The sequence below is a fragment of the Candidatus Tisiphia endosymbiont of Nemotelus uliginosus genome (genome assembly GCF_964264835.1).
Classification (GTDB): Bacteria; Pseudomonadota; Alphaproteobacteria; order Rickettsiales; family Rickettsiaceae; genus Tisiphia.
The window spans coordinates 1559025-1584285 of the sequence record NZ_OZ183485.1 but is presented as its reverse complement, the minus strand read 5'-3'; the positions used below and the strand labels follow the sequence as shown (position 1 = coordinate 1584285).

The 25261-nt window shown below is 34.1% G+C and carries 22 protein-coding genes; 7 read left to right on the top strand and 15 right to left on the bottom strand.

What is annotated here, in order from left to right:
* The first annotated feature begins 41 nt into the window (after positions 1 to 41).
* A complete protein-coding gene (locus tag ACFELV_RS07030) occupies positions 42 to 314 on the top strand; it encodes a hypothetical protein (protein WP_375327343.1) in 273 nt (90 codons plus the stop codon).
* Here ACFELV_RS07030 and ACFELV_RS07025 read toward each other — a convergent pair.
* From ACFELV_RS07025 to ACFELV_RS07010, 4 genes are all read right to left on the bottom strand, one after another.
* Entirely contained in the window at positions 311 to 931 is a 621-nt protein-coding gene (locus tag ACFELV_RS07025; protein WP_375327342.1) for a hypothetical protein, read from the bottom strand. The two genes, ACFELV_RS07030 and ACFELV_RS07025, sit on opposite strands and share 4 nt — an antisense overlap.
* A gap of 151 nt (positions 932 to 1082) precedes the next feature.
* The gene (locus ACFELV_RS07020) at positions 1083 to 2834 is read right to left on the bottom strand and encodes a pentapeptide repeat-containing protein (RefSeq protein WP_375327341.1); all 1752 of its coding nucleotides are present in this window, start codon (positions 2832 to 2834) and stop codon (positions 1083 to 1085) included.
* 41 nt (positions 2835 to 2875) lie between these two features.
* Positions 2876 to 4294 carry a sigma-54-dependent transcriptional regulator gene (locus ACFELV_RS07015; protein ID WP_375327340.1) on the bottom strand — a complete coding sequence of 473 codons (1419 nt, stop codon included), beginning with the start codon at positions 4292 to 4294 and terminating at the stop codon, positions 2876 to 2878.
* Positions 4295 to 4692: 398 nt separating this feature from the next.
* Complete coding sequence (locus tag ACFELV_RS07010; RefSeq protein ID WP_375327339.1) at positions 4693 to 5520, bottom strand: hypothetical protein; 828 nt, start codon at positions 5518 to 5520, stop codon at positions 4693 to 4695.
* A 306-nt stretch (positions 5521 to 5826) separates the two neighbouring features.
* On the opposite strand from ACFELV_RS07010, the gene ACFELV_RS07005 reads away from it, so the two are divergent.
* Both ACFELV_RS07005 and ACFELV_RS07000 read left to right on the top strand, forming a co-directional pair.
* On the top strand, positions 5827 to 6084 hold the full coding sequence (locus ACFELV_RS07005; protein WP_375327338.1) for a hypothetical protein: 258 nt from the start codon (positions 5827 to 5829) through the stop codon (positions 6082 to 6084).
* A gap of 55 nt (positions 6085 to 6139) precedes the next feature.
* The gene (locus tag ACFELV_RS07000; RefSeq protein WP_375326208.1) at positions 6140 to 7219 is read left to right on the top strand and encodes an IS4 family transposase; all 1080 of its coding nucleotides are present in this window, start codon (positions 6140 to 6142) and stop codon (positions 7217 to 7219) included.
* Positions 7220 to 7462: 243 nt separating this feature from the next.
* Here ACFELV_RS07000 and mutS read toward each other — a convergent pair whose 3' ends face one another.
* The 10 genes from mutS to ACFELV_RS06950 all read right to left on the bottom strand — a co-directional run bounded on the left by mutS (position 7463) and on the right by ACFELV_RS06950 (position 18302).
* Complete coding sequence (gene mutS / locus ACFELV_RS06995) at positions 7463 to 10162, bottom strand: DNA mismatch repair protein MutS (RefSeq protein ID WP_375327337.1); 2700 nt, start codon at positions 10160 to 10162, stop codon at positions 7463 to 7465.
* Positions 10163 to 10358: 196 nt separating this feature from the next.
* Positions 10359 to 11255 (bottom strand): autotransporter domain-containing protein, encoded by an 897-nt coding sequence (locus tag ACFELV_RS06990; RefSeq protein WP_375327559.1) that lies wholly within the window; start codon positions 11253 to 11255, stop codon positions 10359 to 10361.
* Between the two features lie 26 nt (positions 11256 to 11281).
* Positions 11282 to 12235, bottom strand: a complete 954-nt coding sequence (locus tag ACFELV_RS06985; protein WP_375327336.1) for an SGNH/GDSL hydrolase family protein — start codon at positions 12233 to 12235, stop codon at positions 11282 to 11284.
* Between the two features lie 346 nt (positions 12236 to 12581).
* Positions 12582 to 13499, bottom strand: a complete 918-nt coding sequence (sppA, locus tag ACFELV_RS06980) for a signal peptide peptidase SppA (protein ID WP_375327335.1) — start codon at positions 13497 to 13499, stop codon at positions 12582 to 12584.
* A gap of 16 nt (positions 13500 to 13515) precedes the next feature.
* Positions 13516 to 13974, bottom strand: coding sequence for an SsrA-binding protein SmpB (smpB, locus tag ACFELV_RS06975; protein ID WP_375327334.1), 459 nt, complete (start codon positions 13972 to 13974; stop codon positions 13516 to 13518).
* A gap of 2 nt (positions 13975 to 13976) precedes the next feature.
* A complete protein-coding gene (dapA, locus tag ACFELV_RS06970; protein ID WP_375327333.1) occupies positions 13977 to 14867 on the bottom strand; it encodes a 4-hydroxy-tetrahydrodipicolinate synthase in 891 nt (296 codons plus the stop codon).
* Between the two features lie 40 nt (positions 14868 to 14907).
* On the bottom strand, positions 14908 to 15876 hold the full coding sequence (locus ACFELV_RS06965; protein ID WP_375327332.1) for an SPFH domain-containing protein: 969 nt from the start codon (positions 15874 to 15876) through the stop codon (positions 14908 to 14910).
* 76 nt (positions 15877 to 15952) lie between these two features.
* Positions 15953 to 16975 (bottom strand): efflux RND transporter periplasmic adaptor subunit, encoded by a 1023-nt coding sequence (locus ACFELV_RS06960; RefSeq protein ID WP_375327331.1) that lies wholly within the window; start codon positions 16973 to 16975, stop codon positions 15953 to 15955.
* A gap of 13 nt (positions 16976 to 16988) precedes the next feature.
* Positions 16989 to 17630: a DUF2608 domain-containing protein gene (locus tag ACFELV_RS06955; protein WP_375327330.1), complete on the bottom strand. Its 642-nt coding sequence runs from the start codon at positions 17628 to 17630 to the stop codon at positions 16989 to 16991.
* A gap of 141 nt (positions 17631 to 17771) precedes the next feature.
* Complete coding sequence (locus ACFELV_RS06950) at positions 17772 to 18302, bottom strand: alpha/beta hydrolase (RefSeq protein ID WP_375327558.1); 531 nt, start codon at positions 18300 to 18302, stop codon at positions 17772 to 17774.
* 267 nt (positions 18303 to 18569) lie between these two features.
* Between ACFELV_RS06950 and ACFELV_RS06945 the strand changes: the two genes are divergently transcribed.
* From ACFELV_RS06945 to clpX, 4 genes are all read left to right on the top strand, one after another.
* Entirely contained in the window at positions 18570 to 19730 is a 1161-nt protein-coding gene (locus ACFELV_RS06945; RefSeq protein ID WP_375327329.1) for a glycosyltransferase family 4 protein, read from the top strand.
* A 115-nt stretch (positions 19731 to 19845) separates the two neighbouring features.
* Positions 19846 to 21369: an Npt1/Npt2 family nucleotide transporter gene (locus ACFELV_RS06940; protein WP_375327328.1), complete on the top strand. Its 1524-nt coding sequence runs from the start codon at positions 19846 to 19848 to the stop codon at positions 21367 to 21369.
* A gap of 361 nt (positions 21370 to 21730) precedes the next feature.
* A complete protein-coding gene (gene clpP, locus ACFELV_RS06935; protein ID WP_375327327.1) occupies positions 21731 to 22333 on the top strand; it encodes an ATP-dependent Clp endopeptidase proteolytic subunit ClpP in 603 nt (200 codons plus the stop codon).
* A gap of 289 nt (positions 22334 to 22622) precedes the next feature.
* Entirely contained in the window at positions 22623 to 23885 is a 1263-nt protein-coding gene (clpX, locus tag ACFELV_RS06930; protein ID WP_375327326.1) for an ATP-dependent Clp protease ATP-binding subunit ClpX, read from the top strand.
* Between the two features lie 226 nt (positions 23886 to 24111).
* Here the strand turns inward: clpX and ACFELV_RS06925 are convergent, their stop codons facing one another.
* On the bottom strand, positions 24112 to 25200 hold the full coding sequence (locus ACFELV_RS06925) for a hypothetical protein (protein WP_375327325.1): 1089 nt from the start codon (positions 25198 to 25200) through the stop codon (positions 24112 to 24114).
* Between the last annotated feature and the right edge of the window lie 61 nt (positions 25201 to 25261).

Genomic DNA, 25261 nt, shown 5'->3' with positions numbered 1-25261 from the left:
AATTTATTATTTTAACCCTCCTGTAAAATCTGTGGGGTACTATGGCAGGTAATATAAAATTTAAAAAATTTATATTTGATAATATTGCGCAGAATAGCTCTCTTCTCAAACCCATGTTTACTCGAAAATTTACAGAAGGAGAGAGGAACAAACGCCATGCCTATAAAGCCGCATTACAAGATACTCCTGAAACAAAGAACCAAGTATTAGCGAATGAAGGGGGGAGTAAGGATCCTAATAATAATCAACTCAAACTAAATACTACGCTGTCTTCCAGTAAAGAGATCTCACGTAGTATACGGAGTCGTGGCTAGCGCCAACAATCTCCCGAATAATCTGGACTATCCTCACCAATTTTAACAACTCCTCGTTGTGCTAATTCGATATAAGTCTCGCTCCTAATAGGCAATGTATAGATTGTGTCATGATAATTGGTTAAAACAGGGCATTCTTTTAGCTGTTTACAATCAAAAACTAATGGCATACCTGGCACTGCAAATTTTGTTAATTCCCCATTATCTCTATAAATTAATTTTAAATAAAGAGCATTATAGCAGGTTAGCTTACGTCCCTTATCATCATCTAAAATTAGTGCAAGTTGCAGGATACTACCTGGTAGCTCTACCATCATTTCAGTGGGTACTTGAATAGACCGATAATTATTAATAATAAGGGTTTGATTCTTAGTTAACTTAATAGTGAAAGGGTCTGATACTATTTTTTCATATATTGTACCATAAATTTTACCTTCTATACTTATTTCGTACTTAACCCCTAGGTCACGATCAAAACTAACAGCCTTAGCTACTCCTGCAGTATCGACACCTTTGCAAGAGGATAATACAGTGATCGACTCCGAAATATCCATGATCGGAGAACAAGAATCTTTTTTTTGTTTATCGCGTAGTATTTGCTGCCATATATTTTTCATGTAATTGTACTCTTATGATTTGAAAAGTTGGTAGACGATAGAGAGCTAGGCAGTAATAAGGCCACAGCAGGAGCGCAAGCAGTACATATTAGCTACCTTGAACCCTGAAGACGACAACGCAATTCTTGATTTTCATCGAGTATATATACTATTATTTTAGGCCACGAACCCCCTCTAACTTGGCTTTCTCTAACGAGATATTACTAATCAATGCTTGATTAAAATTTACATTGGTTAGGTCGGCACTATTAAAATTCACATTATAAATTGTTGCTGATTCAAAGTTGCTACTCACTAAAGAGGAATTGCTGAAGGCCACATTATTTAAGTGGGCCATAGTAAAATCAGTATCGTGTAATATACAATTTTGCATTACCGAATTAGATAAATCTATCTTCTTAAATACAGAACCTGAAAAAATTATTTCTTTAAAGACCAGTCCAGTTAACACTAAGCCTTGAAAATTCATATTTGTTAAATCTTTTTCTTGTTCTAAAGCTTTGATAGAATATATAACATTTTCTGTTTTTACTGACGCAAATCCTTGGCTATTTAGAATAAGATTTCTTTTGAAATCCGAGGCATTAAAATTACTTTTGACATAACTCACGTTATTAATTTGGGAATGAGAGGTAGGAGAAGTATCAAAAGTAGTTTCCTGAAAGCGAGAATCTATTATAGCAGTCTGATATAAATTACTTAATATAAACTTACCCCCCACAAAGGAAGTATTTTTAATTAAGGCTTTAGTAAAATCTACTTGTTTCAGTTGAGTATTATAGATACTAGAGTTTATTAGTTCACTATTAGTAAAATTAGAATTAATTACACGCGACTGTTTTACATAACTATTATTCAATATTATCCCAGTCAGGTTACTATTTTCTATACTACTGCCCCCTATATTAACCCTATTGAATTTGAGAGATTTGGCGCTACTATTTTGTAATACTATACCCTGGATGCTACTCTCATTAAAATGACTATTATCTAAAATAGTATTCTGCATTTTTACCTGCTTTAAAGTAGCATTATTAAAATCAGTATTGGTAAAATTACATCCTACAATAATAGTATGATCGAGGTGGGCAGTGTGCATTGAAGAAAATGAAAATAAACAATTAGTAAATTTAACATTGTGTAACTGCACGTTATTAATAAAGCTATGAGTGAAATCAGAATTATTAACGATAGCACCAGAGAGATCTGCACCTGTTAAATCAGATGACTCATAATAGCAATCAGTAATATTAGCATCTTTAGCTATTATAGTCCGTAAATCAGCACCATAAAAAATGGAATTAGATATATTAGCTTTTTTGAAACTACTATCCTGTAAATTATTTTTCTGAAAATTAGAGTTAATAATAATGCTGTCCTCGAAGAAGGCTCTAATGAATCGGGAATTTTCAAAATTAACTTTTTCTATATTAGCTTTAATAAAAGCGGTGCCTTCGAAGTTAGTTTGAATAAAACTACTATCCTTAAGGGTAGCATTCCCAAACATCGAGGCTTCAAAGTCAGAGCCAAAGGATAATACTTTTTGGAAGCTACAATCTGTAAAGTCACTTTCTTGAATTATTGATTTAGTAAAGATTGCCTTGTCAAAATTCGCTCCTGAAAAATCCACCAGCGATATTTCACAAAAACTTAAATCTACTCCTGAAAGATCTTCCTTCACTAACTTCACCCTCAGTAAATTTAATCCCCTTAGATTTGTTCCAAATTTACCTTTAATATTTACTGGTAATTGACGTTTATTTTGTGCCTCTATATAATGTCTAATAACAGCACTTTGAGCTGACGTCAGTAAGCCATTCTCATCTCTCTCGGTTACAGAACAACTACTTAGCAAAGCTAAAATTACCCAATAAAATATCCCGCGCTTAAGACTAAAGAACATTATTTTTATTTACCTGTGTTAATATACCTGCATTACGCCCCCTATAAACTCTCATTATATTCCTCATCATTAAATTTATTATTAGGAATATGTAAATTAAGTAATTTTAACTTACGATGCAGCGCCGACCTCTCCATACCCACAAAAGAGGAAGTCTTAGAAATATTATTATTAAATCTCGTCATCTGCGCTGATAAATACTGTCTTTCAAATACTTCTCTTGCTTCTCTAAGAGGCATAGACATCATATCCAGATTCTCCTCTTGTTTATTTAAGTTTGAGCCATTGACTAAAATCTCGGCAGGAATCATATTAGGCCGGATCAATTCACTATTATTAGAGGATAAAGGATTCATAATTAAGGTCCACTCCACCATATTACGCAACTGCCTTATATTCCCTGGCCAATTATATACTTGCAAAGCGGCAATAGTCTCATCAGAAAATTCCCGTACCTTTAAACCTGAAAATTTGGCAAGTTGTTTTATAAAATATTTCACTAATATGGGTATATCATCTTTTCGCTCGTATAAAGAAGGAATTTTCAAGAATGTGACATTTAAACGATGATATAAATCTTCTAAAAAATTTCCTTTAACTACTTCTTCTTGAATATTTCTAGCAGTAGCCGTAATAAACCTTATATCAAGTTTTATTGGTTTATTACCTGATTTATCAAATGTTTGCTCTTGTAAAAATTTAAGTAATTTTACTTGTAGAGGAATGGGCAACGCAATAACTTCATCAATATATAAAGTCCCATGATTTGCTACTTCTAGTACGGAAGGTCGCCTTACCCCATTTTCGTGCTCCTCTATTACTCCAAATAGCTCTTGATTAATTTTGTCAGGGTTCATACATACGGGGCTAAACACCACAAACGGGGCATTAGCACGTTTTGACTGTTTGTGAATTAGCCTAGCTGCCAACTCTTTACCACTACCAATTTTACCTTGAATTAATACCCGGCTAGTAGTCAAGGCAATTTTATCAATATCTGCTTTAAGTTTAGTAGTAATGGGCGAATTACCGATTAGCTCAGCTTTATCAATAACCTTGGATTTTAAATTAATATTTTCTCGTTTTAATTTGGTTACTTCACAAGCGCGCTTTAACAATATCATTAATTTATCATGACTAAAAGGTTTCTCTAAATAGTCATAAGCACCCATTTTAATAGCACTGACTGCTGTCTCGATAGTGCCATGGCCGCTTATTACTATAATTGGAACTAAAGGATAACGTTTTTTCACTATCTCTAAAATACCCAGCCCATCAAGTTCGCTACCTTGCAGCCAAATATCTAGAATTATGGCTGAAGGCACTTTGTCTTGCAGCATTTTAAATGCTTGAGTACTATCAGCAGCACTGCGCGCCGTAAACCCTTCATCTTTTAAAATGTCTGAAACTAAATCTCGAATATCTATTTCATCATCAACAACCAGAACATCTAACGACATTGTAGACATGAATTTACCCTTAAAAGCTAATTATGAATTTATACGTTAATAGCTAATAGCGAAGAAAGCAACTACTTTTATAACATTTTTGTCACAACTTTAGTAGCGATTGTGTTAAAATAGATTGTTTTGGTTGATTAAAGAGTGGTTAGAATAGTTGAAATTGGCTCATAACAAAGCATAAATTCAGCAAAGTGATGATAGATCTACTTAACTTCAAGATAGATGGTAGAGAAATTTTTATACAACAACAATCTATAAGTGATAAATAGGTGCGCGGCAGCGTGGATATTTTGGGGATATTTCAAATAGCTTCAAGAGAAAAGTAGATATATTCTCCTATTTTAGAAGAATATACCTACGCCGTTAGGTTTAAGAGTTAAGAAAAAGGGAATGAGTCAAAATTCCTCCCCCTCTGACTCGGAGTAGGAGGGAGATCCACCTAGCCTCTCAACCTCCTGCTCCTCATAGTCTTGCGTGGAAGAGCAATTGGAGTCATCAACCCCGTAGTATGTCTTCTCTTCTCCACTATCTGGCGACGCTATACCCCGATCTATCCACCAATTACAGATCTTCCACATGCTCCAGAATAGAGCTACCGTTCCAACACCTATTATGTAACCACTGATCGGCAACAAAAGGCTGCTGCCCCATATAGCCCCCGTCATCAGTGCCGCAGCGCCTGAGGTAGCTCCGCTATCCATCCCCTCATTGCCTATATGAGGCATAGCAGGGTTAGATGTTGTCATATCCAGTATGTGGCCACCGTTCGCCCCGCCATGAAATTGCATACCCCCAGTGGGTGGAGGGGGGATGGGTTCCCCCATTATCTCTCCCTCATTTGTTTCTACCACTCCTTCACCTCTAGAGAGGTTACTATCTTCCTGCCCAGGATCCTTTAAGCCGTTATCATCAACAGTACCTTTGTCTTGCTCATCACGCGTAATGTCCTCACCCAAATTATCTTGTTCTGAACTGCTAACCTCTTTATGAATACGCTCAAAGTGCGATCCTCCTTTCCATACCCATCCACCATTATGAAGGTCGGTTTGCAGTTTCAATAACTTGCTATTTTTTGATTTTAAGCTGCCTGACTCTGAGCTGCCTAACTCTGAGCTCAGTAATTTCGTTGTTTCTTGACCCGCCAGCTCGTATATCTTTTTCATTAAATCTGCTACATGTTCAGGGGCGTCAGCTGGAGTGTGCAGGCCTTGTGAGACTGTCATATCTTTTCTCTCCTTTTAATTAATAAAAATTCTTTTAATTAACAACACTGTCTTTTCTGCTGTTATTTCATTAAATTCACAAACTACAGTTGTTGTATTTACATAACGATCAAAGCATTAACGTATATATTAAAATATTAATATATTTTAATCAGGGGCAATATAAGTTATTAATAAAAATAAAGCAAGTGCTTTAAAGAAAAAATCATAGTACCCCACAGATTTTACAGGAGGGTTCAAATAATAAATTGAATAAGTGACTGAGAGTCACTAATCTCCACTGAGAATAAGCAACAGGAGGTATTAATGGACTCTCAATCACTATACCAAATATTATACATATTTTTAGACTGGCACCCAGCACGAATTAAAACATTTGCAGAATTAATTTGTGCAGTAGTAAAAGCTAAAACTGTGAGAATCAAAGAATTAGCACTGTATGTCGCTTCTAAAGGCAATTTGCATGCCAAGATTGTTAAAGTTGAGCGTTTGCTTTTAGAACAAAATATGTGCTTTATCATAGTACCCCACAGATTTTACAGGAGGGTTAAAATAATAAATTGAATAAGTGACTGAGAGTCACTAATCTCCGCTGAGAAACAAGCAACAGGAGGTATTAATGGACTCTCAATCACTATACCAAATATTATACATATTTTTAGATTGGCACCCAGCACGAATTAAAACATTTGCAGAATTAATTTGTGCAGTAGTAAAAGCTAAAACTGTGAGAATCAAAGAATTAGCACTGTATGTCGCTTCTAAAGGCAATTTGCATGCCAAGATTGTTAAAGTTGAGCGTTTGCTTTTAGAACAAAATATGTGCTTTATAAGTTTAGGGAAAATTATTGTTAAATTGCTCTGTCTAACAGGTAAAATTAGCCTTGCCATAGATAGAACCAGCTGGCAATTTGGTATTAAAAATTTGAATTTTTTTGTTGCAACTATCGTTTATGGTAATATTTCAATTCCTATAGCATGGTTGTTACTTGATAAAAAAGGCAACTCTTCTACTAATGAAAGAAAGAAATTGATTGAGCAAATTTTAACAATTATACCTAAGGAAATGATAGAGCTTATCCTTGCCGATCGGGAATTTGTTGGTGAGGAATGGTTGCAATATATGGGTGGAATCCAAAAATTACCTTTTGCTATCAGGCTAAGAAAAAGTGAGAAGGTCAAGCATTTCAACGGTGGCAAGATGAAGTTGAATAAATGTTTTGCCGATATGCAAATGGGTGACACTAAAACTATAGAAAGCAAAATTTACAATGGTATGGCAATTAAAATAACTTGTTTGCAATTAGAAAGAGAGCAACTATTTATTGCTAGTAATGTGCTTATTGGTGAATGTGCTTTGCTAGCATATAAGCAGAGGTGGAGCATTGAGCGACCTTTTCTGTCTCTCAAGTCATCTGGATTTAATATTGAAGATACCCACATTACAGATCAAAAAAAGCTGGAAAAACTATTTGCAATAGTATCTTTATCCTTAGCTATTTGCGTGCTTGCTGGTGACATTAAGAACAAAATTTATCCTATAAAGATCAAAAAACATGGTCGTAAATTATACTCATTATTTACTTACGGATTTGATTGGATAAAAGATTATTTTTATAACTCGTTAAGTGATACCCCTGCTATGTTGTTTTCATTACTACGAAAACACATTATGCATGCCTTTCAACTTCAACAATAAGTGTGGGGTACTATGAAAAAAACATATTATTTTAAGTACAAAATGTTATTTTTGAGATAATAATTGCTAAAAACGAGCTTTAGCAGATAACAATTTTTGTACTTTTTCAACCATCTTCTATTGTTGTCCAGTAGTGTGACAGAAATATACGTGAGGAGCAGAAGAAGTATGACGAACGTAGATAATTAGTTTTCGGAAATAGTATGACTTGTCTTAAATTCGCAAAGTAATAGCCTTCGTACTTTAGTTGGTAATACATTTCGTGCTTCCTGCATTATCAACAGCACTTAACTCTTTTAATTTATAAATTAAATCTAGTGCTTGTTTAGGGGTTAAGTGGTCTACATCAATTTTGTCTATTGCTGCCAATAATTTATTGGATTTTATATCTTTTGGTGGCGCTGGTGCTATATTAGATAAAGTTATATCAGTAGCTTCAGCTTGTAAAATATTTAGCCCCTGGTTGTTACTGGTTTTTTCTAATTTCATCAAAATCTCTCGAGCTCTAATTATCACCGATTGTGGCAAACCAGCTAGACTTGCCACATGAATTCCATATGATTTATCGGCGGCACCTTTAACAATATCGTGTAAAAATAATATTTCATGTTCTAATTCTTCAATAGCACTAGTATAGTTTTCCAAGGCTGGCAGCACATTACTTAGGTTGGTTAATTCGTGATAATGCGTTGCAAATAAACAGCGACATTGCAAAATATTATGAATATATTCCAGTACTGACCAGGCAATAGATAGTCCATCATAAGTAGAAGTTCCTCGACCTATTTCATCTAATATTACTAACGATCTTGCAGTTGCTTGCGCCAGGATGCCAGAAGTTTCTAGCATTTCTACCATAAATGTTGAACTGCCTGCCTGTAAGTCGTCGCCTGCCCCTATTCTGCTAAAAATCTTATCCACCACGCCAATTTTAGCACTAGCTACAGGCACAAAGCTACCAATTTGTGCTAATATAGCAATTATAGCATTTTGCCTTAAAAAAGTGCTTTTACCTGCCATATTTGGGCCGGTAATTAACCAAATTCTATTAATAGTTGACAAGGTACAATCATTACTAACAAAAGGCTTGTTCTTTCTTGATAAGCTTCGTTCTACCACCAGGTGACGGCCCGAGATAATCTCAAAATTTAAGTCATTCGTTAATGTTGGTCTTGTATAATTATATTCATAAGCAATATAAGCGAAATTACAAAAGACATCTATATTACTTAAGCAATTAGCAAGCTGACGTAAAAACGTAACGCTATCAATAACTTGTCGACATATTTGCTGATATAAATCTGTTTCAAGATTAATAGCTAAACTTCTTGCGTTCACCATATCACTTTCTAATCGTTGTAACGGAAGGGTAGTATAGCGCACCGCACCCGCAGTTGTTTGTCTGTGGATAAATTTGGTATCGATCATTTTTTCATTATGTCTTGGCGTAATTTCTATAAATAAACCAAGGATATTGTTATGTGATATTTTTAAATTATCAATCCCTGTTTCAATACGATACTCATTTTTTAACTTTTCAATGTGAGATTTGCCATTATTAATTAGATCATATAATTCTTGCACTTTAGGGTGATAAGTATGTTTTATTATTCCTCCTTCATTAATAGTATTGGGAGCATCTTCTTTAATTGCTTGATCTATTAAATCATATAACACATCATGTCCAGATAATGGTTTTACTAAATTGTCTATATGAGGAGGCAAATTTAAGCCACATAAATTAATAAATTCACCTTTTATTTGTAAGGCGACATTTAAGGTATATTTAATATTTAGTAGATCACGTCCACAACCACGATTCATGGTAATGCGAGCTAAACATCTCTCTATGTCCCCTGCTTGTTTTAGCAATTTTCTAATATTCTCTGCTAGCATAATATTAGAGTAGAAAAAGTGAGTTAGGTCTTGGCGAGAATTAATTGCGATTATATCGATTAAAGGGGATGATAAGAAGTGATATAATAAACGACTACCAGCTTTAGTAATCGTATTATCTAGGCTGTCTAATATACTACCTTTAGCTTGCCCTAATAAATTACTAGTAATTTCTAAATTGCGCCGAGTAGCAGCATCAATGGCCAGAAAATTATGATAATTAATAATTTTTGGGAAGGGTAAATTAGGAATATTTTGTTTCTGCGTTAAAGATAAATATGATAAAATACTACCAAGGCTACTGATTTGACATTCAGATATTTCTCCGATGGCTTTCAAGTCATAAATTTTATAAAATTCTAAAATAATGTTTTGACATTTTTTAGAAGCAAAATTACTATCAACTTGGTAGGAAATTCTAAGGCGTAACTGATTATAAATATCATGTGCTAATTGCTGCAGTCGATAATTTTCACTCAGCAGGATTTCTTTAGGTTTGATTCGTGCTAATTCATTTAATACTTCTCTTACGGGCATATCTATAAGAAATATCTCTAAGGTAGAAAGATCTACATAACAAATGGAGGCAGTATTTTTTGTTAAAGCTAAGCTAGCTAAATAATTTGGTTGATGAGCAGTAATTAACGCTTCTTCAGTGACAGTACCAGGAGTGATAATACGCGTTACCTCCCTAGTTACTACTGCTTTATATCCAGCACGTTTTTTCGCTGCTTCAGGTGTTTCTAATTGTTCACAAATAGCAATTTTAAAATCTTCTTCAATCAGTTTATTTAAATAAGTTTCTAGCGAATGGTATGGTACCCCGCACATTGCAATTTCCTCATCCCCGTTCTTTCCGCGTTTGGTAAGAGCAATGCCTAGCACTTGGCTAGCAGTCAAAGCATCCTCAAAAAACATTTCATAAAAATCTCCCATCCTAAATAATAATAAACAATCCAAATGAGCAAATTTGATATCTAAATATTGCTGCATCATCTTAGTGGCATGCTGGTAATTATATTTAAGGCGAAATTCTTCTAAAGTCATATATCTATCCATTAGTACAAAAACTATAAGACTTAAACAAATATTTTAAGTAGAGTCAATAAAATAAAACAAGAATTAAGGAAGTAAAAAAAGAAAAGGAGATTAGAAGTAGATTTCGAAAGAAGTCTATTGAAGTTACTTGATTCTGTGGGTGGGCCCACAGCACCAAGTAACAAAACGCTAATACGCTTTTAAATTAGAAAGTAACTCCAGCAAACAAACCAGCGGAATATTGCTTAGTACGTTTAGTAAGCTGCATGCTAGCTCTGACGCCATAGCTGAGGTAACTATCATTCTTAGCGCGTACTTCTCCACTTAAAGTAAAGTTTGATTCATTAACTTTATAAGTGGGGACACCGCGCAAAGGAGCTGGCATATCTGATACTCTGCCTTTTGCATGTTTTTTTATCGTGTTAATACATTCATATCCATATGATAAGGTAAGAGATGGTATTAAGGTTAAATTGTCTTGTACCTTATAATCTTGCGCAAGAGTAGCTCCTATTTCAGTAATTAAAGATTTACGGTTTGGGATGTTAAATTCCATAGTAGTACTTCTAGTGTTTCCGCTCTCTTTATAAGATTTAAGAGATACTTCTTGATAGTTAACATTAAAAAATGGTGTTACCACTAATTTAGATTCATTGATATAATTATAACCTACCCCTATAGTACCAAGATAATGCGCACCTGATGGCTTGCCTCTCTCTAGGTTGGTAGCTAGCCCAAGCGCAATCTTACGTTTTATGTCATATTTAATTTGACCCGCTCCTATTGCAGCATAGACAAAAATCGGGTTATCAAATTTATAAGTACCATGGATCGAGACTAGATATTCTTTCATATCTGCTTTGCCATGTCCATTCTTAAAATCCATGTTAGATTTAGCACCATTAAGTTGCAGCCCTAAATTGAAATTTTCATTCATTTTATAGTTAATTTGCGCATAGGCAATTCCGGTATCAGCTTTTTTAATACCTAATTCTTTTTTACTTATTGTTTTGGTATGATTATACATATAATCACCACCTATATCAGCAGTATAAAACTGCTCTACTGGGTGCAGCACATTATTATGCGCATTAGCATGCATAGTTTGCAAAACATTGGTACCAACTGCTATGGTAATTCTCGCACTAATGCTACACGACTTGGCGATTCAATAACCGAAGCTACATATTGGGCAGTAATTTTTTGAGCAGCTGCAGTAGGGTGAGAAGCCATATCAAAAAAGCCCCAATCTCTGTATGTTCCTGCAATATCTTGAGGCGAGAGATAGGCTGTTGGGTTATTACTAATTTCTTCAACTAACCTAGCAAAATCAGCATATATAACGTTAGCATTAGGGGCATGTTGCGCTATCCCATCGGCAATGGCTTTATTATACTCCTTACTTGCATTTGCTCCATTAAGCTTTTGTTTTTCATCTGTATCACCACCTTGATATTGCCTATAATATTCATTAAAATGAGTTAGCTGTACCAAATAATTACCCCCATCATTTTGAAAAGTCTTGGTAAATTCTCCTCTCAATCGTCCTACCTCAGCGAAAAATTTATCCTGCATCTGTTGCGCCAATGCAATGATTATAGCAAATATCTGATTATCTGGTACACCATTTGCTCTGAAAGTAGCAATATGGCTCTGTATTCCCTGTTTTATTTGGGCACTTAAGTCCAACCCGGGTAGTTGTCCTTCCAGCGTAACTAGATCCGGTATTAGGGACAAGTGATTGACAAACCCATCTATCTGATTTTTAGACATCATATCACTTGGCCCTGTATAAACCATAAATAGAGCGTGAGGAATTGCAGCAACATTAGCTTTATAATTAGCATATTGGTCGCTTAGGTTCAATGTGGTAGCAGAAAAATTATTCTTGTTCTGCTCAAATTTAACACCATATCGCTGAGTCATTAAAGCTGCCCAGCCATTATCTGCCCAAGTAAAACTATCCCCAAAGCTTATGACATTAGTAAAATTTTCATAGGTCTTAGCCGCAACAGTAACGCTAGAGGTTAAGAATGTGGTAGCCATTAAAATACTGGCAAAAATTTTCTTTTTTTGTCTCATAAGAATTCCTTAAATAATTAATGATTTATATACTCTTTCTTGCTTTTACCGCTAACTTGATCAGGTAATTCTAAGCAAAATTTGGCTAGCGCCACTTCAGCAGCCACAATTCAGTCTCTTGCGATAATAGTAGGTGATTTTCACAGTACCAAACTAAGATCCCTACTATACGCAGCGTAGGGTTAATTCTTAGGGATACTAGATAGATTTATTATCTTAAGCAAGAATTTTGTACAATTATATATATAATTGTAAGAGATATCCCAATTTTTATCATTAAGTGTGGTAAAAATTTAACATAATTTAGCAAAATAATAGCTAGAATTATAAAGATATTAACGTTTTTTTACTGTAGCACTGCTTTATTCCCTTGTAATTTATTGTTAAAAATATTTAGTAACATATTATCTACATCATCAAGTAGCATCTCTAAAAATTTTGTTCGTGGTTTGATTTTAAATTCTCTGACTTTCAAATTTTTATCAACTTTTTTTGTGTCTTGCAGCCATTTTATCGCATCATCTTGCGTCCCTACTGCATCAACAAGATTTAACTGCAGAGCCTGGCGGCCCGAATATATACGACCATCGGCAAGTTTCTTCACTTCCTCAATTGGTAGTCCTCTTCTGCTTGCTACAAGTTCTACAAAATAATTATAAGTATCTTCTATATTGAGCATTATCGCTTCCCGAACGGCTTGAGTAACCTTTTCGGTAGGATTGGGGGCAGCTTTTAACTCTCCTGACTTAAAATTATTAAAGGTAATACCAAGTTTTTGTGCTAAATCTGTCACTTCCAAAGTTTGAAAAATCACTCCTATTGAACCAGTAATTGTCCCATTGTGACTCACAATATAATCTCCTCCTAACGATATCAAGTAACCTCCACTTGCCGCTAGCGTTCCCATCACTACTGCAACTGGTTTTTTCTCTGATATTTTCCGCAAGATATTATAAATTTTCTCTGATCCCACCACAGTTCCACCCGGAGAATTGACATGCACTATTAAAGCACTAATTTGTTCATCATCAATTATTTTTTCCAGTTTTTTGTCGCGTTTTGTATCTTCAAAAATTATCTCGTCTATTAATACTGAAGCGATGTATTTACCGCTGCTAATATATTTACTACTAGTATTTTCTTGTCGTTTAACTATTATTGTAGCAATTGAAGTAACAAATAAGCAAATTGCTGCTAATTTCCAAAGCATCAAATTCCGTCTCTGTAGTTTTCGCTCGATTAAGTAATCAGGAGATATTGTCATACTGCGTCCATATTCTTTATTTTATTCTCATTAACCTAGATTGGTTTCTTTTCCAATCTTTTTCTTTAATAGCTTCTCTTTTATCATGTAATTTTTTTCCTTTGGCAATACCAAGCTCAACTTTTGCTATATTTTTGTTATTAAAATATATGGCAAGAGCAACAAGAGTATAGCCTTTTAAGCGAATTTTACCAATTATTTTCTTTATTTCGCCTGACGTTAGAAGTAATTTGCGCGTTCTACGAGTGGAGTGATTAAATCGACTAGCTTTATCATATTCTGCTATATGACAATTATATAAAAATACCTCATTGCCAGAATTTTCTGCATGGCTATCTTCTATACTCCCTTTTCCTTGTCGCAGAGATTTAACTTCACTACCCGTTAGTATTATGCCCGCTTCAAGTTTTTCTTCAATAAAATAATTAAAATAAGCTTTTTTATTTTGGGCGATTATTTTTTTATATTCGTACATAATTAATAGAACTCTTTACCTAAGCCCTGCATAGCTTTTGTTATTGTTTCTTGAGTATATGCAGTTGCAGTAGTCAAAGGCAAACGAAGCTCCTCTCCACATAAACCTAAATTGTGAGCTGCATATTTCACTGGGATAGGATTGGTTTCTGCAAATAATGCTTTATATAACGGTGTTAATTGCTGGTTGATCTCTCGAGCCGCTTGTTGATTATTGTTTAGCCAATTAACTTGTAATTTCTTACATAAAGCTGGCACTATATTAGAGGCCACAGAAACACACCCTACCCCTCCTTGTGCATTATAAGGCAGAGCTAATCCATCATTACCACATAATAAATTAAATTCTTTATTAATGAGCTCTTTCATTCGTAAAGGTCGCTCTAGATCAGTGCCTGCATCTTTAAGGGCTATAATCCGAGGCAAGTCGGCTAATCTCACTATAGTCTCATCCGCAAAATCCACTATTGTCCTAGTTGGTACTGAATATAACATTATCGGTAGGTGACTTGCCTCATGTAATGCGGTAAAGTGTAGATAAATTCCTTGCTGGGTTGGTTTAATATAGGCAGGAATACTGCACATAAAGCCATCAACTGAAGCTTCTGTGCCTATTTTTAATATCTCTAAAGCCGCTTGAGTATTAGTAGCGGAACAGCCAGCTATTATTGCTATGCGCCCTTTGGCAACTTCTACCGTTACCTGTAACAATGTTTTATATTCTTCCAATGTTAAGCTAGTTCCCTCCCCAGTAGTACCTCCTACTACAATGCCATCAACTTCATTATCAATTTGATAATTAATGATCTTTTCCCATGCAATAAAATCTAATTTATTATCCTTAAAAGGTGTGATTAAGGCTGTAATAAGCCCTTTAAATATATTACTGTTCATAATTTATCCATTGACTCTATATTCTATAGATTGCTTAAAGTTAGCTTTTCACTTTTTCACTAGCAATAGGAGATTTTGTTAATTTTTTCTCATTCACAGTTTTTAACTGATTAAAAATAGTTAAAGCTGAGGTGACAAAACTTCCTGGATCGGAAAGATTAGCAGGTAAAATCACAGTATTACTCTCTTTAGCTAATTGCCCAAAAGCACTCATATATTGTTCAGCAATTTTTAAAGCTACCGCATCCTGACCTCCAACTTTTTGCATAGAATTGGCAATAATTTCTATGCTGTTTGCCGTAGCAGTAGCGACTAAACCTATTGCTTCTGCTTCACCTTTCGCTCTATTGACTTGATCAATATAGGCTGCTTCAGAGCTTAGTACTATTTCGGTTTTTACTCCTTCTGCATTATTTATTTTTGCCTGCCTATAGCCTTCCGACTCTAAAATCTGAGCACGCTTTTGCCTATCGGCTGCCACTTGTAATTCCATAGCTTTAAGAATTGTTTGAGGAGGCTGAATATCTTTAATTTCATAACGCATACATTGAATTCCCCAATTTACTGACGCTTGATTAATCGCTGACACTATAGCCACATTTAAAGTTTCGCGCTCTTCAAACGTTCTATCTAATGGTAGTTTCCCGATTTCAGAACGCATAGTGGTTTGAGCGAGCTGGGTAATAGCATAATATGGGCTACTTACCCCATAGGAGGCAGCTACAGGATCAATAATTTTTACGTATAAAACTCCATCTATTGATAGTGTCACATTATCATTGGAAATAGCTGTTTGGGCTGTAACATTAATTGCCTCTTCCTTTAAAGTATGTTTATATGCTACCTTTTGAATAATTGGCACTAAAAGATTTAAACCAGGCTGTAAAACTTTATCAAATTTCCCCAACTTCTCTATTATCCATGCTTGTTGCTGTGGCACAATTTTAACCATCTGGATAATAATAAGTAAGGTAATACAGCCCAAAGCTAATAATATATATGACGACATTTTATCCTCTTATTTTATTTAATTCACATTTTAATTCACATGTTAATTATGTTAAAATTAACAACCTACATTACCCTTAATAGACTTCTTTCTCTACAGCTAATAAGTTAACATAACTTCCATCAGTAACTTTAGTTAGGCCTTCAACTACTATTAAATCTCCTTCTTTTATTTCATTAGAAATAATTTCTGTCAGTCCATTTACACTGTTACCAAGCTTAACATAAAGTTTTTGAGCAACATTATTGTTAATTTTATATATAAAATCTCCTTGATTATTGCTCTGTATTGCCTGGCTGGCAATGGCTAAATTTTTATGTTTATTAATTAACCAATCCACATTCACATAACTACCATGAAGAATATCACTCTTTGAATCCACAATAATTCTAGCGCTTATAATACCGTTATTAGACAAATATTGAGAAATACTTGCTACTTGCCCTTGAATTTTATGGCCTTTATTATTAGTCACTATCAGCTCATCGTGTTTAGAAATTCTCGCAAAGAGCGGGGCCGGTAACTCTACTAATATATTTTGAATTCCTACATCTTGGCCTATAATACTAAAAAGGTAATCTCCTTGTTGTATTTTATCACCTACCCGGGGCTTTATTACACCGATTTCTCCATCAAAAGGGGCAATAATACACATCGAATTATAAGTATCCATTTCTCTATCAAAATCAAGTGCGGTTTCTGCAAACTCTAATTGTGCCTTCTCAAATTCACTATTACTAATATATTTTTTATGATATAATAGTTTACTACGCTTATAAGACGCTTCTGCGAATTTTAACATTGTCTGTGCCTTAGATTTAATCGACATCGCAATTGCTTGATCAATAACTAATAATATTTCTCCTTTACTAACTTTATTGCCTTGCTTGGTAGTAATGATCTCTAAATTACCTGCTACTTTAGCATAGTAATCACGCGCCTTACTACTTTTGCATTGTCCTACTACACTGAATACTTCATATAGTTCCGCTAGTTCTATCTTAGCAGCTCGTACATTAATACTTGCAGCTTCCTGAGCTACAGCATTACTACCGAACAAACCTATATATACAACAATAATTACCTTACTAAGCATCATTAAAATATTAACCTTATAATTTTAAATCTGTTAACCACCGGTGCTCTGCTTCTAAAATTTCAAAGCGAATTTTTTCACTCTGTCTATCCAATTCTATTTCAGGTATTAAAGATGCTCCTTTATATTCAAAACCCTGAAAATTAATTCGTAAGTCAGCACATATTGTCCCTACAGCTTCAAGATTTTCTAAAAGATCATCCACAAAAATTATTTGTTTAGGGTAATAATTTTTCTTACGTAAAATACTACTCAATATCTGCCCTTTATCAACATTAGCAGTCAGGATTACTCCCCCCTTCATCGTAGGAATTCCGCCTCCTACTTCTATCCCTTCAACTAACATTTCGTCTTGTAAAGGGGCAGATCGTGTAAAATCTATATTGATCGCTTTTAATTCATTTAAACGCCACTGCGTAAAATCTTCAATAACACCAAAATTTCCAGTATATAACTTAGTTAAGCCCATAGTAGGAATTTGCATTTCCCATAAAGATTTTAGTATGTTAGCTATATAAGGGTCCACTAAGCGTATAGCACGTTTTTTTAGGATAATACTAAATAAAAAATTTCTCTGACTAGTGGTAAGCCGTTTTTTGCTTTCCATACGCCATTCTACTCGATAAGGATGAGTTAGACGATACTCCACTTCATCCATAATAAGCACTTCATCAACGTCAAACAGTACTTAAAGTGTCTTGATCTATGTTACTTAAGATATCTGCGATTTTTAACAAATCCTTAACTTGTTCAATTTTAGAAAATTTATGGTTAGACATATTTTTAATAATTAGTTTTCTTAACAAGCAGTTAACACTTCTTCTATAGAATTAGCAATCACTGCTAAATCCGCATCTCTTGAAAGCTGGTGATTTCCGTCTTTAATGAGTTTCATTAACACAGTTTTAGAAATAATTTTGTCCATAATCTGCTGAGAGAAAACATACGGAACCTCCTCATCCTCCATCCCATGAATTAAATGAACTGGCATTTTTAGATTGATATTATGGCTATTTAGTAACAGATATTTTCTTGCTTCTACTATTAATCTATAGCTTATAGGAAATACATTATTACTACAACTCCCTGTTAGGTCTAACCATTGCTGTTGTTCCATTTGTTTTTTATGCATTTCAGGTAGTTTTTGCCAAATTAATTCTTCAGTAAAATCTACCGCTGCGGCAAGACAAATAACCGCTTTAACTTTTTGAGGGAAATTTCTTGCCGCCAGAAGTGCTAGCCAAGCGCCCATACTAGAACCAATTATGATGGCTGGGTGCTCTACTAATGAATTTAAAACCATCTCCACTCCCTCTAACCAAGAGCCAATTGTTTCTTCAATAAAGTTTCCTGACGATTTTCCATGCCCAAAATGGTCAAATATATATAATTATAATTTTGTTGTTTGCAATATTTTTCAAGAAACTGAGATTTTTTACCCCTCATATCCGACATTAAGCCATGCAAGAAAATCACGGATGGCATATTTTTTTTGGTACTTAGGCACTGATTATAAGTGATATATTTATTCTTCTCTATATTATATAATCTATCCATATATGTTTTTAATGATTAAACTTAAATTAATAAGAAATTAATGACTTCTATAAATTTGACTCAACGATATCATAAACCCACTATTTTGCAAGTAGTTCCCTCACTATTCTCAGGAGGAGTAGAGAGAGGGACAATTGAAGTAGCAAAAATGCTAAAAGGAGTGGATTATAACGTTATTGTTGTTTCATCTGGTGGTTCATTAGTCAATGAATTAACCACCAATAATATTCCTCATATTCAAATGAATAGTGCTAGTAAAAATCCTTTTATTATATGGAACAATGCAAAACTATTAGCAAAAATCATTAGAGAATATAAAGTAGATTTAGTCCATGCAAGATCACGGGCTCCTGCTTGGAGCTGTTACCTGGCAACAAAAGCAACTAATACTAAATTTCTCACAACATTTCATGGTATTTATAATATTTCAAATTTTCTGAAGCGATTTTATAATAGCATCATGTTAAGGGGAGAAAAGATTATAGCAGTATCCCATTTTGTAAAACAACATATATTAGATAATTATATAATTCCTGAGAATAAAATTGTGGTAATACATCGAGGGGTGGATTATCATTACTTTGATCCTAAGAACATTACAGAAGACAAACTACAAAAATTTCAAAAGAAATATGGTATCCCTAACAATGTGCCTATTATCTTATTACCTTCAAGGATGAGCAGTTGGAAAGGCCACCTCTCTTTAGTGGAAGCTCTAGGTAAACTCAAACATCGCGATTTTTATTGTTTAATGGTTGGAGATTTATCCAAACACCCCAACTTCACTCAACGCGTAAAATCCCTAATTAATGCCTTAAAATTACAAAGTAAAATTCAAATATTTGGTCATGAGAATAATATGCTTGGCTTATATGCTATCTCAGACCTGGTATTATCTACCTCCATTGAACCAGAGGCATTTGGTCGTACTATTGCTGAGGGACAAGCTATGGAAAAGATTGTGATTGCCACCAAAATCGGCGGTTCGGTAGAAACAATTATAGATAAACAGACAGGTTTCCATACTAAGCCAGGGGATGCTGATGATTTAGTAGAAAAAATTGAATATTGTTTATCTATAATTAACACACCTGAAGGAGACAAGATTAAAAAAGCCGCACGAAACGCGGTAGTTGATAATTTCTCTCTAGAGTTAATGTTAAATAAGACTCTCGATTTATATAATCAAATGCTCGAATAGCCCTTAGGCTCTAAAAATTACCTAGTGTTATTAAACAATTCACAGTTAGCGCTATAAAAAACCTTGACAGGCATTTTTTAATCGTTTAGGTTGCTTAAAAATCACAGGATATTCAATGAACGCAATAAATTCTTATTGCCACATATGGAACAAAGCTAGAAACAGCAAATTTAGACATATTGTTTGGCCTATCAGATCAAATGAGTTAATGAAATTTGTGCCTATGGCCTTGTTAATGTTTTTTATTCTCATTAATCAAAATTTAGTACGTAGTATTAAAGATAGTCTTGTGGTAACATTAATAAGCTCAGAGGTTTTAAGTTTTATAAAGCTTTGGGGTGAAATGCCCATGGGAGTTTTATTCGTCATTATTTATTCCAAGCTGTGTAATATTATTACTACTGAACAAGCTTTCAGGATAATAGTATCAACTTTTTTACTATTTTTTATCATATTTGGTTTTATTCTATTTCCATATCGCGAATATTTTCATCCTGCTCCTGCACTAATACAACATTATGTTATGGTCTTTCCACATTTTAAATGGTTTATTATTATATGGGGGCAATGGAGTTTGGTATTATTTTATATTATGGGAGAATTATGGCCTATAATTGTGTTTACCCTTTTATATTGGCAGCTCGCTAATAAAATTACTACTATTGAAGAAGCTCCTAGATTTTATTCATACTTTACCTTGTTTGGTCAAACAAACTTACTAATATCAGGTAGTATAATTATATATTTTGCGAAAGGAGAGCATTTTTTATTACCATTATTTTCTCACCTCACCGATAGAACAGAAATTCTTCTGAAATCATTTATGTTAATTGTCATCATCTCCGGAATCATCTGTTTAATTTTACATAAAATTGTTGAACTCAAAATTATCGAGACTACTAAGAATATTCGGTATAAAAATAAAAGAACAGATATATTAAAGCTCAGCTTAATTGATAGTGCCAAAATAGTTTTTACTTCTAAATATTTAGGAATTATTTGTGTATTAATGATATCCTATTCTATGTCTATCAATTTAATTGAAGGATTATGGATGTCTAAGACTAAGCAACTATACCCTACTACTCAAGAGTTTATCTCTTATCAAGGTAGAGTATTATTCTGGACTGGAGTTTGTACCTTAATTTGTGCCTTTTTAGGCAGTAGTTTAGTAAGAATTTATGGCTGGTTTTGGGGAGCAGTAATTACCCCAATTATCATGTTATTATCCGGAACAATGTTTTTCTTATTTGTCATACTAGAGCAACCTTTACTCGCCATAATGACGGGCCTTAGTTATTTCTCGCCCTTAATGATTATTGTATTCATAGGGGGTTTATGGCACGTGCTAGCTAAAGGTATAAAATATTCACTTTTTGATTTTACTAAAGAAATGGCTTATATACCACTTGATAGTGAAATGAAAACTAAAGGCAAAGCGGCCGTAGACGTGCTTGGCGGAAAAATAGGAAAATCTGCTGGAGCAATTATCCAGTTTGTTACTTTTAGTATTTTTCCTAATACCGTACATAATGATATAGCTGGTTTTCTAATGGCTATTTTCCTTATCGTTTGCGTATTGTGGGTCTATGGGGTCAAAACTTTAAGTGAGTATTATAAAAACTTATTAGAACAATAATATACTCCTCTTCAGATGAATTTGCATGCGTCGTTACTCGTTGCTCGTCTATTATCTATAGGCTTTGCTCCATCGCGTCTAGCAGCAAAATCATCTGAAGAGGAGTATAGGTCTTTTCGAGATATATACTGTTCGTGTTCCAAGAATTGCATTGCATTTTGAATTAGGAGCACGCACAAGCCGTACATAAGAGCATGCGAATCCATGAAAAAATGAAAGAGCAATTCTTGAAAGACGAGTAGTATATCTGCGGTATTTATGTGTCCTAAGGCTAAATATCGCTAGCTATTATTAATTTTTGAACGCAAATAAAGTAAATACGACTATCCAATAATAATAAAACTATATTATGAGCAAATTAATGACATATGTACCCATGGTAATTGAGCAAACCTCCCGAGGGGAAAGAGCTTATGACATATATTCTAGATTATTAAAAGAAAGAATAGTTTTTGTCTGTGGGCAAGTTGAAGACTACATGGCCAATGTTGTAGTTGCTCAATTATTATTTCTGGAAGCTGAAAACCCAGAAAAAGATATTTTTATGTATATTAATTCTCCAGGTGGGGTTGTCACTGCAGGTTTAGCGATTTATGACACTATGCAGTATATTAAGCCTAAGATTTCTACCTTATGTATAGGACAAGCGTGTTCAATGGGTTCTTTATTACTGACAGCAGGAGCAGAAGGGATGCGCTATTGTTTACCACATAGCCGTATCATGATCCATCAACCTTCAGGAGGATATCAAGGGCAAGCTACTGATATAGAAATTCATGCTAAAGAAACTATGAAAATCAAAAAAATGTTAAATCAATTATATGTTAAACATACTAGCCAAAAATTATCTGCGATTGAACATAGTATGGAGCGTGACAATTTTATGGATCCTGCCCAAGCTAAAGCGTTTGGATTAATAGATAAAGTTATTAGTAATAGAGAGATCCTAAAAAAGGAAGAGTAATTTATTAGGTTGTGTGAAGGAAATCTGGTAATAGGTTTGTATAGGTCAAAATCCAGAAAATTTTGTCAACACCACCTAGACTTATAAAATAATCAATATATACTCACAGAACCTAAGAATTTGATTCTGAAATAAATGTTTTAAAAGCATGCAATTCATATCTTTCTAGTTTTAAAAATTACTGTATAATTCTTAAAAGAGCAGATAATATTAGTGGTCAGTATAATTAAAATAATTTACTTCCATTATTAAAAAATGTTAAACTCATAAATAAAAAAAAAGTAACATCATGTCAAGTGAATTGGAAAAAAAAGAATTGAACTGTTCTTTTTGTGGTAAAAGCCAGCATGAAGTAATCAAATTAATTGCTGGACCAACAGTATTTATTTGTAATGAATGTATTGCACTTTGCGTTGACATTATAAAAGAAGAGACTAAAGTTACATTGAAATATGTTACTTCATCAATTCCGACTCCTCAAAAAATTTTTGCTACCCTTAATGATTATGTAATAGGCCAAGATCAAGCCAAAAAAGTCTTAGCGGTAGCAGTATATAATCATTATAAAAGATTAGAGTACATTGAAGCAGGTAATAATGATGTTGAATTAAATAAATCAAATATTTTACTTATTGGCTCTACTGGTTCCGGTAAAACGCTATTAGCTCAAACCTTAGCAAAAATTTTGGATGTGCCTTTTACTATGGCAGATGCCACCTCGCTTACTGAAGCAGGGTATGTGGGGGAAGATGTAGAAAATATTTTACTAAGATTACTCCAAGCTGCCGAGTTTAATATTACCAAGGCGCAAAGAGGTATTGTTTATATAGATGAAGTAGATAAAATTGCTAGAAAATCAGAAAATATATCTATTACGCGTGACGTGTCAGGAGAAGGGGTACAGCAAGCATTACTTAAAATCATGGAAAGCACAATAGCCTCTGTTCCTCCACAAGGCGGCAGAAAACATCCACAACAAGATTTTGTACAAGTTGACACCTCTAATATTTTATTTATATGCGGTGGTGCCTTTATGGGGATCGATACTATAATTAACACTCGGACTGCTCAAACTTCTATTGGTTTTGCGGCAAATGTAAAATTAAAGGAGGAAAAAAACCATAGTGAAATTCTAAAATTATTAGAAATTGAAGATCTAGTAAAATTTGGCTTAATCCCAGAATTCATAGGCAGATTACCAATAATAGCAACATTAAATGATTTAGATAAAGCTTCGCTGGTCTCAATATTAACAGAACCAAAAAACGCTATTATAAAGCAATATTGTAAATTATTTGAGTTAGATGATGTCGAACTGACAGTCGATAGTGAGGCATTAGATACAATCGCTGAAAAAGCTTTAGCAAGAAAAACCGGAGCACGGGGACTTAAATCTATAATTGAAAATCTTTTGTTAGAAAGTATGTATAATATCACCGATCTTAAAAAGATGCATGTGCATATTACAAAAGAGGTAATAGAGGGCAAAGCAAACCCTAGCATATCCCCAAGAAATTATGTTAAGCCTAGTAAGAAAAAGCTGGCAGTTTGAGGCGTGGCGGTTGTTCAGTAGAGCAGAATAATATCTTACAATCTTGCTCTACTGTGTTTCAATAGACTATTTTCGAAACTCTACTGGCGATGGTAATTTGGACAATGAATCTAGGCTCAAATCCTCACCTACACTTACGTACGATGCGGTTTGAAGCGAAGAGTTGACTTCACAAATTCCCTACCAGAAGCGAGTTTCGAAAGTAGTCTAATGCTGCCTATAAATATTATCTCTCAGGTAATTTTTTATAAGATGTTAAGGAGGGCGCTGCTTGAGCAGTATTTGTCTTATTCTTCTTTAGATTATGCATTTCCGTTAATGTTTTTTGTAGTTCTTCATCTTTCAAGATCTGCTTGATTTTCTGAGCTTTAGTGTTAAGAAATATTTTTGGGAGATGATCTTTTATTACATCCTTTATTTTGAACAATCTTGTTTTCCAATCTAATGGCGTATTAGAAATGATAGCAGCTTCTCTCACTATTGCCCCTGCTACTTCTTTGACATCGCTTTTATCTTCTTTAAAGGATACCGAAGATAATAATTCTATTACGCCTTTTTTCATTTTATCTGTATCTTGAGTAGTAATTATTTTTTTGTTTTCCAGTTCTTTTGTAAAATATTTGGCTAATTCGTCTTTAACCGGCTGAAAATATATATTCTCAATCTCCTGGGCGACTTTCTGACTATCATATTCCCACGCTTCCTCTAAGTAATGAATCAAATCTCTTGGTTTAAAATCTTTTGACTCTTTAAGTGCTAGCAATTCCGGTGCAGAATTTAATCTTTCAACATCATCAAGGGCTATAGCTAACCTTAACTCAGTAGCCCTATATGAAGGGTCAGTACGGTTAGCCTCTTTTTTTAGAGCTGCACGAAAACTTGGATCTTTACTTAGTATTTTAACAACTTTTATATTTCTCTCCCATAAAGCACGATGCAAAGGTTTCAGGTCTAGAAAGTCTTGCCGCCCGCCCACTCCTGCTTTTAATAAGTTTTCTAGAGCTATCCTCGCTGTGGCCCCCTTATCACTAGTCGTCCCCCTATCATCATCACTACTCATCACTAGAACCGAGTCTAGCAGTGTCGCGAGTGATTGTTTTGAGGTAACAGTCTCTATATAGTTTCCTCGTGTATTATATCTAGATGTCTTATATATTATTGTAACCTTTGGGTTATTTTTCAAGAGTAAAGCTAATTGCTTTAATCTTGTGGAAGATAAAGTCGCTAAATCCTCATGGTCAAGACCGTCATTATCCCGTTCCAGCACAAACTCGCCTGGTGCCTTCACTGCTTTATTACTATTCTCTTGTACCATTATTTTGCTCCATAACAATATATTAAGCTAATAGCCTGTATTAAAATATGATACTTAATTG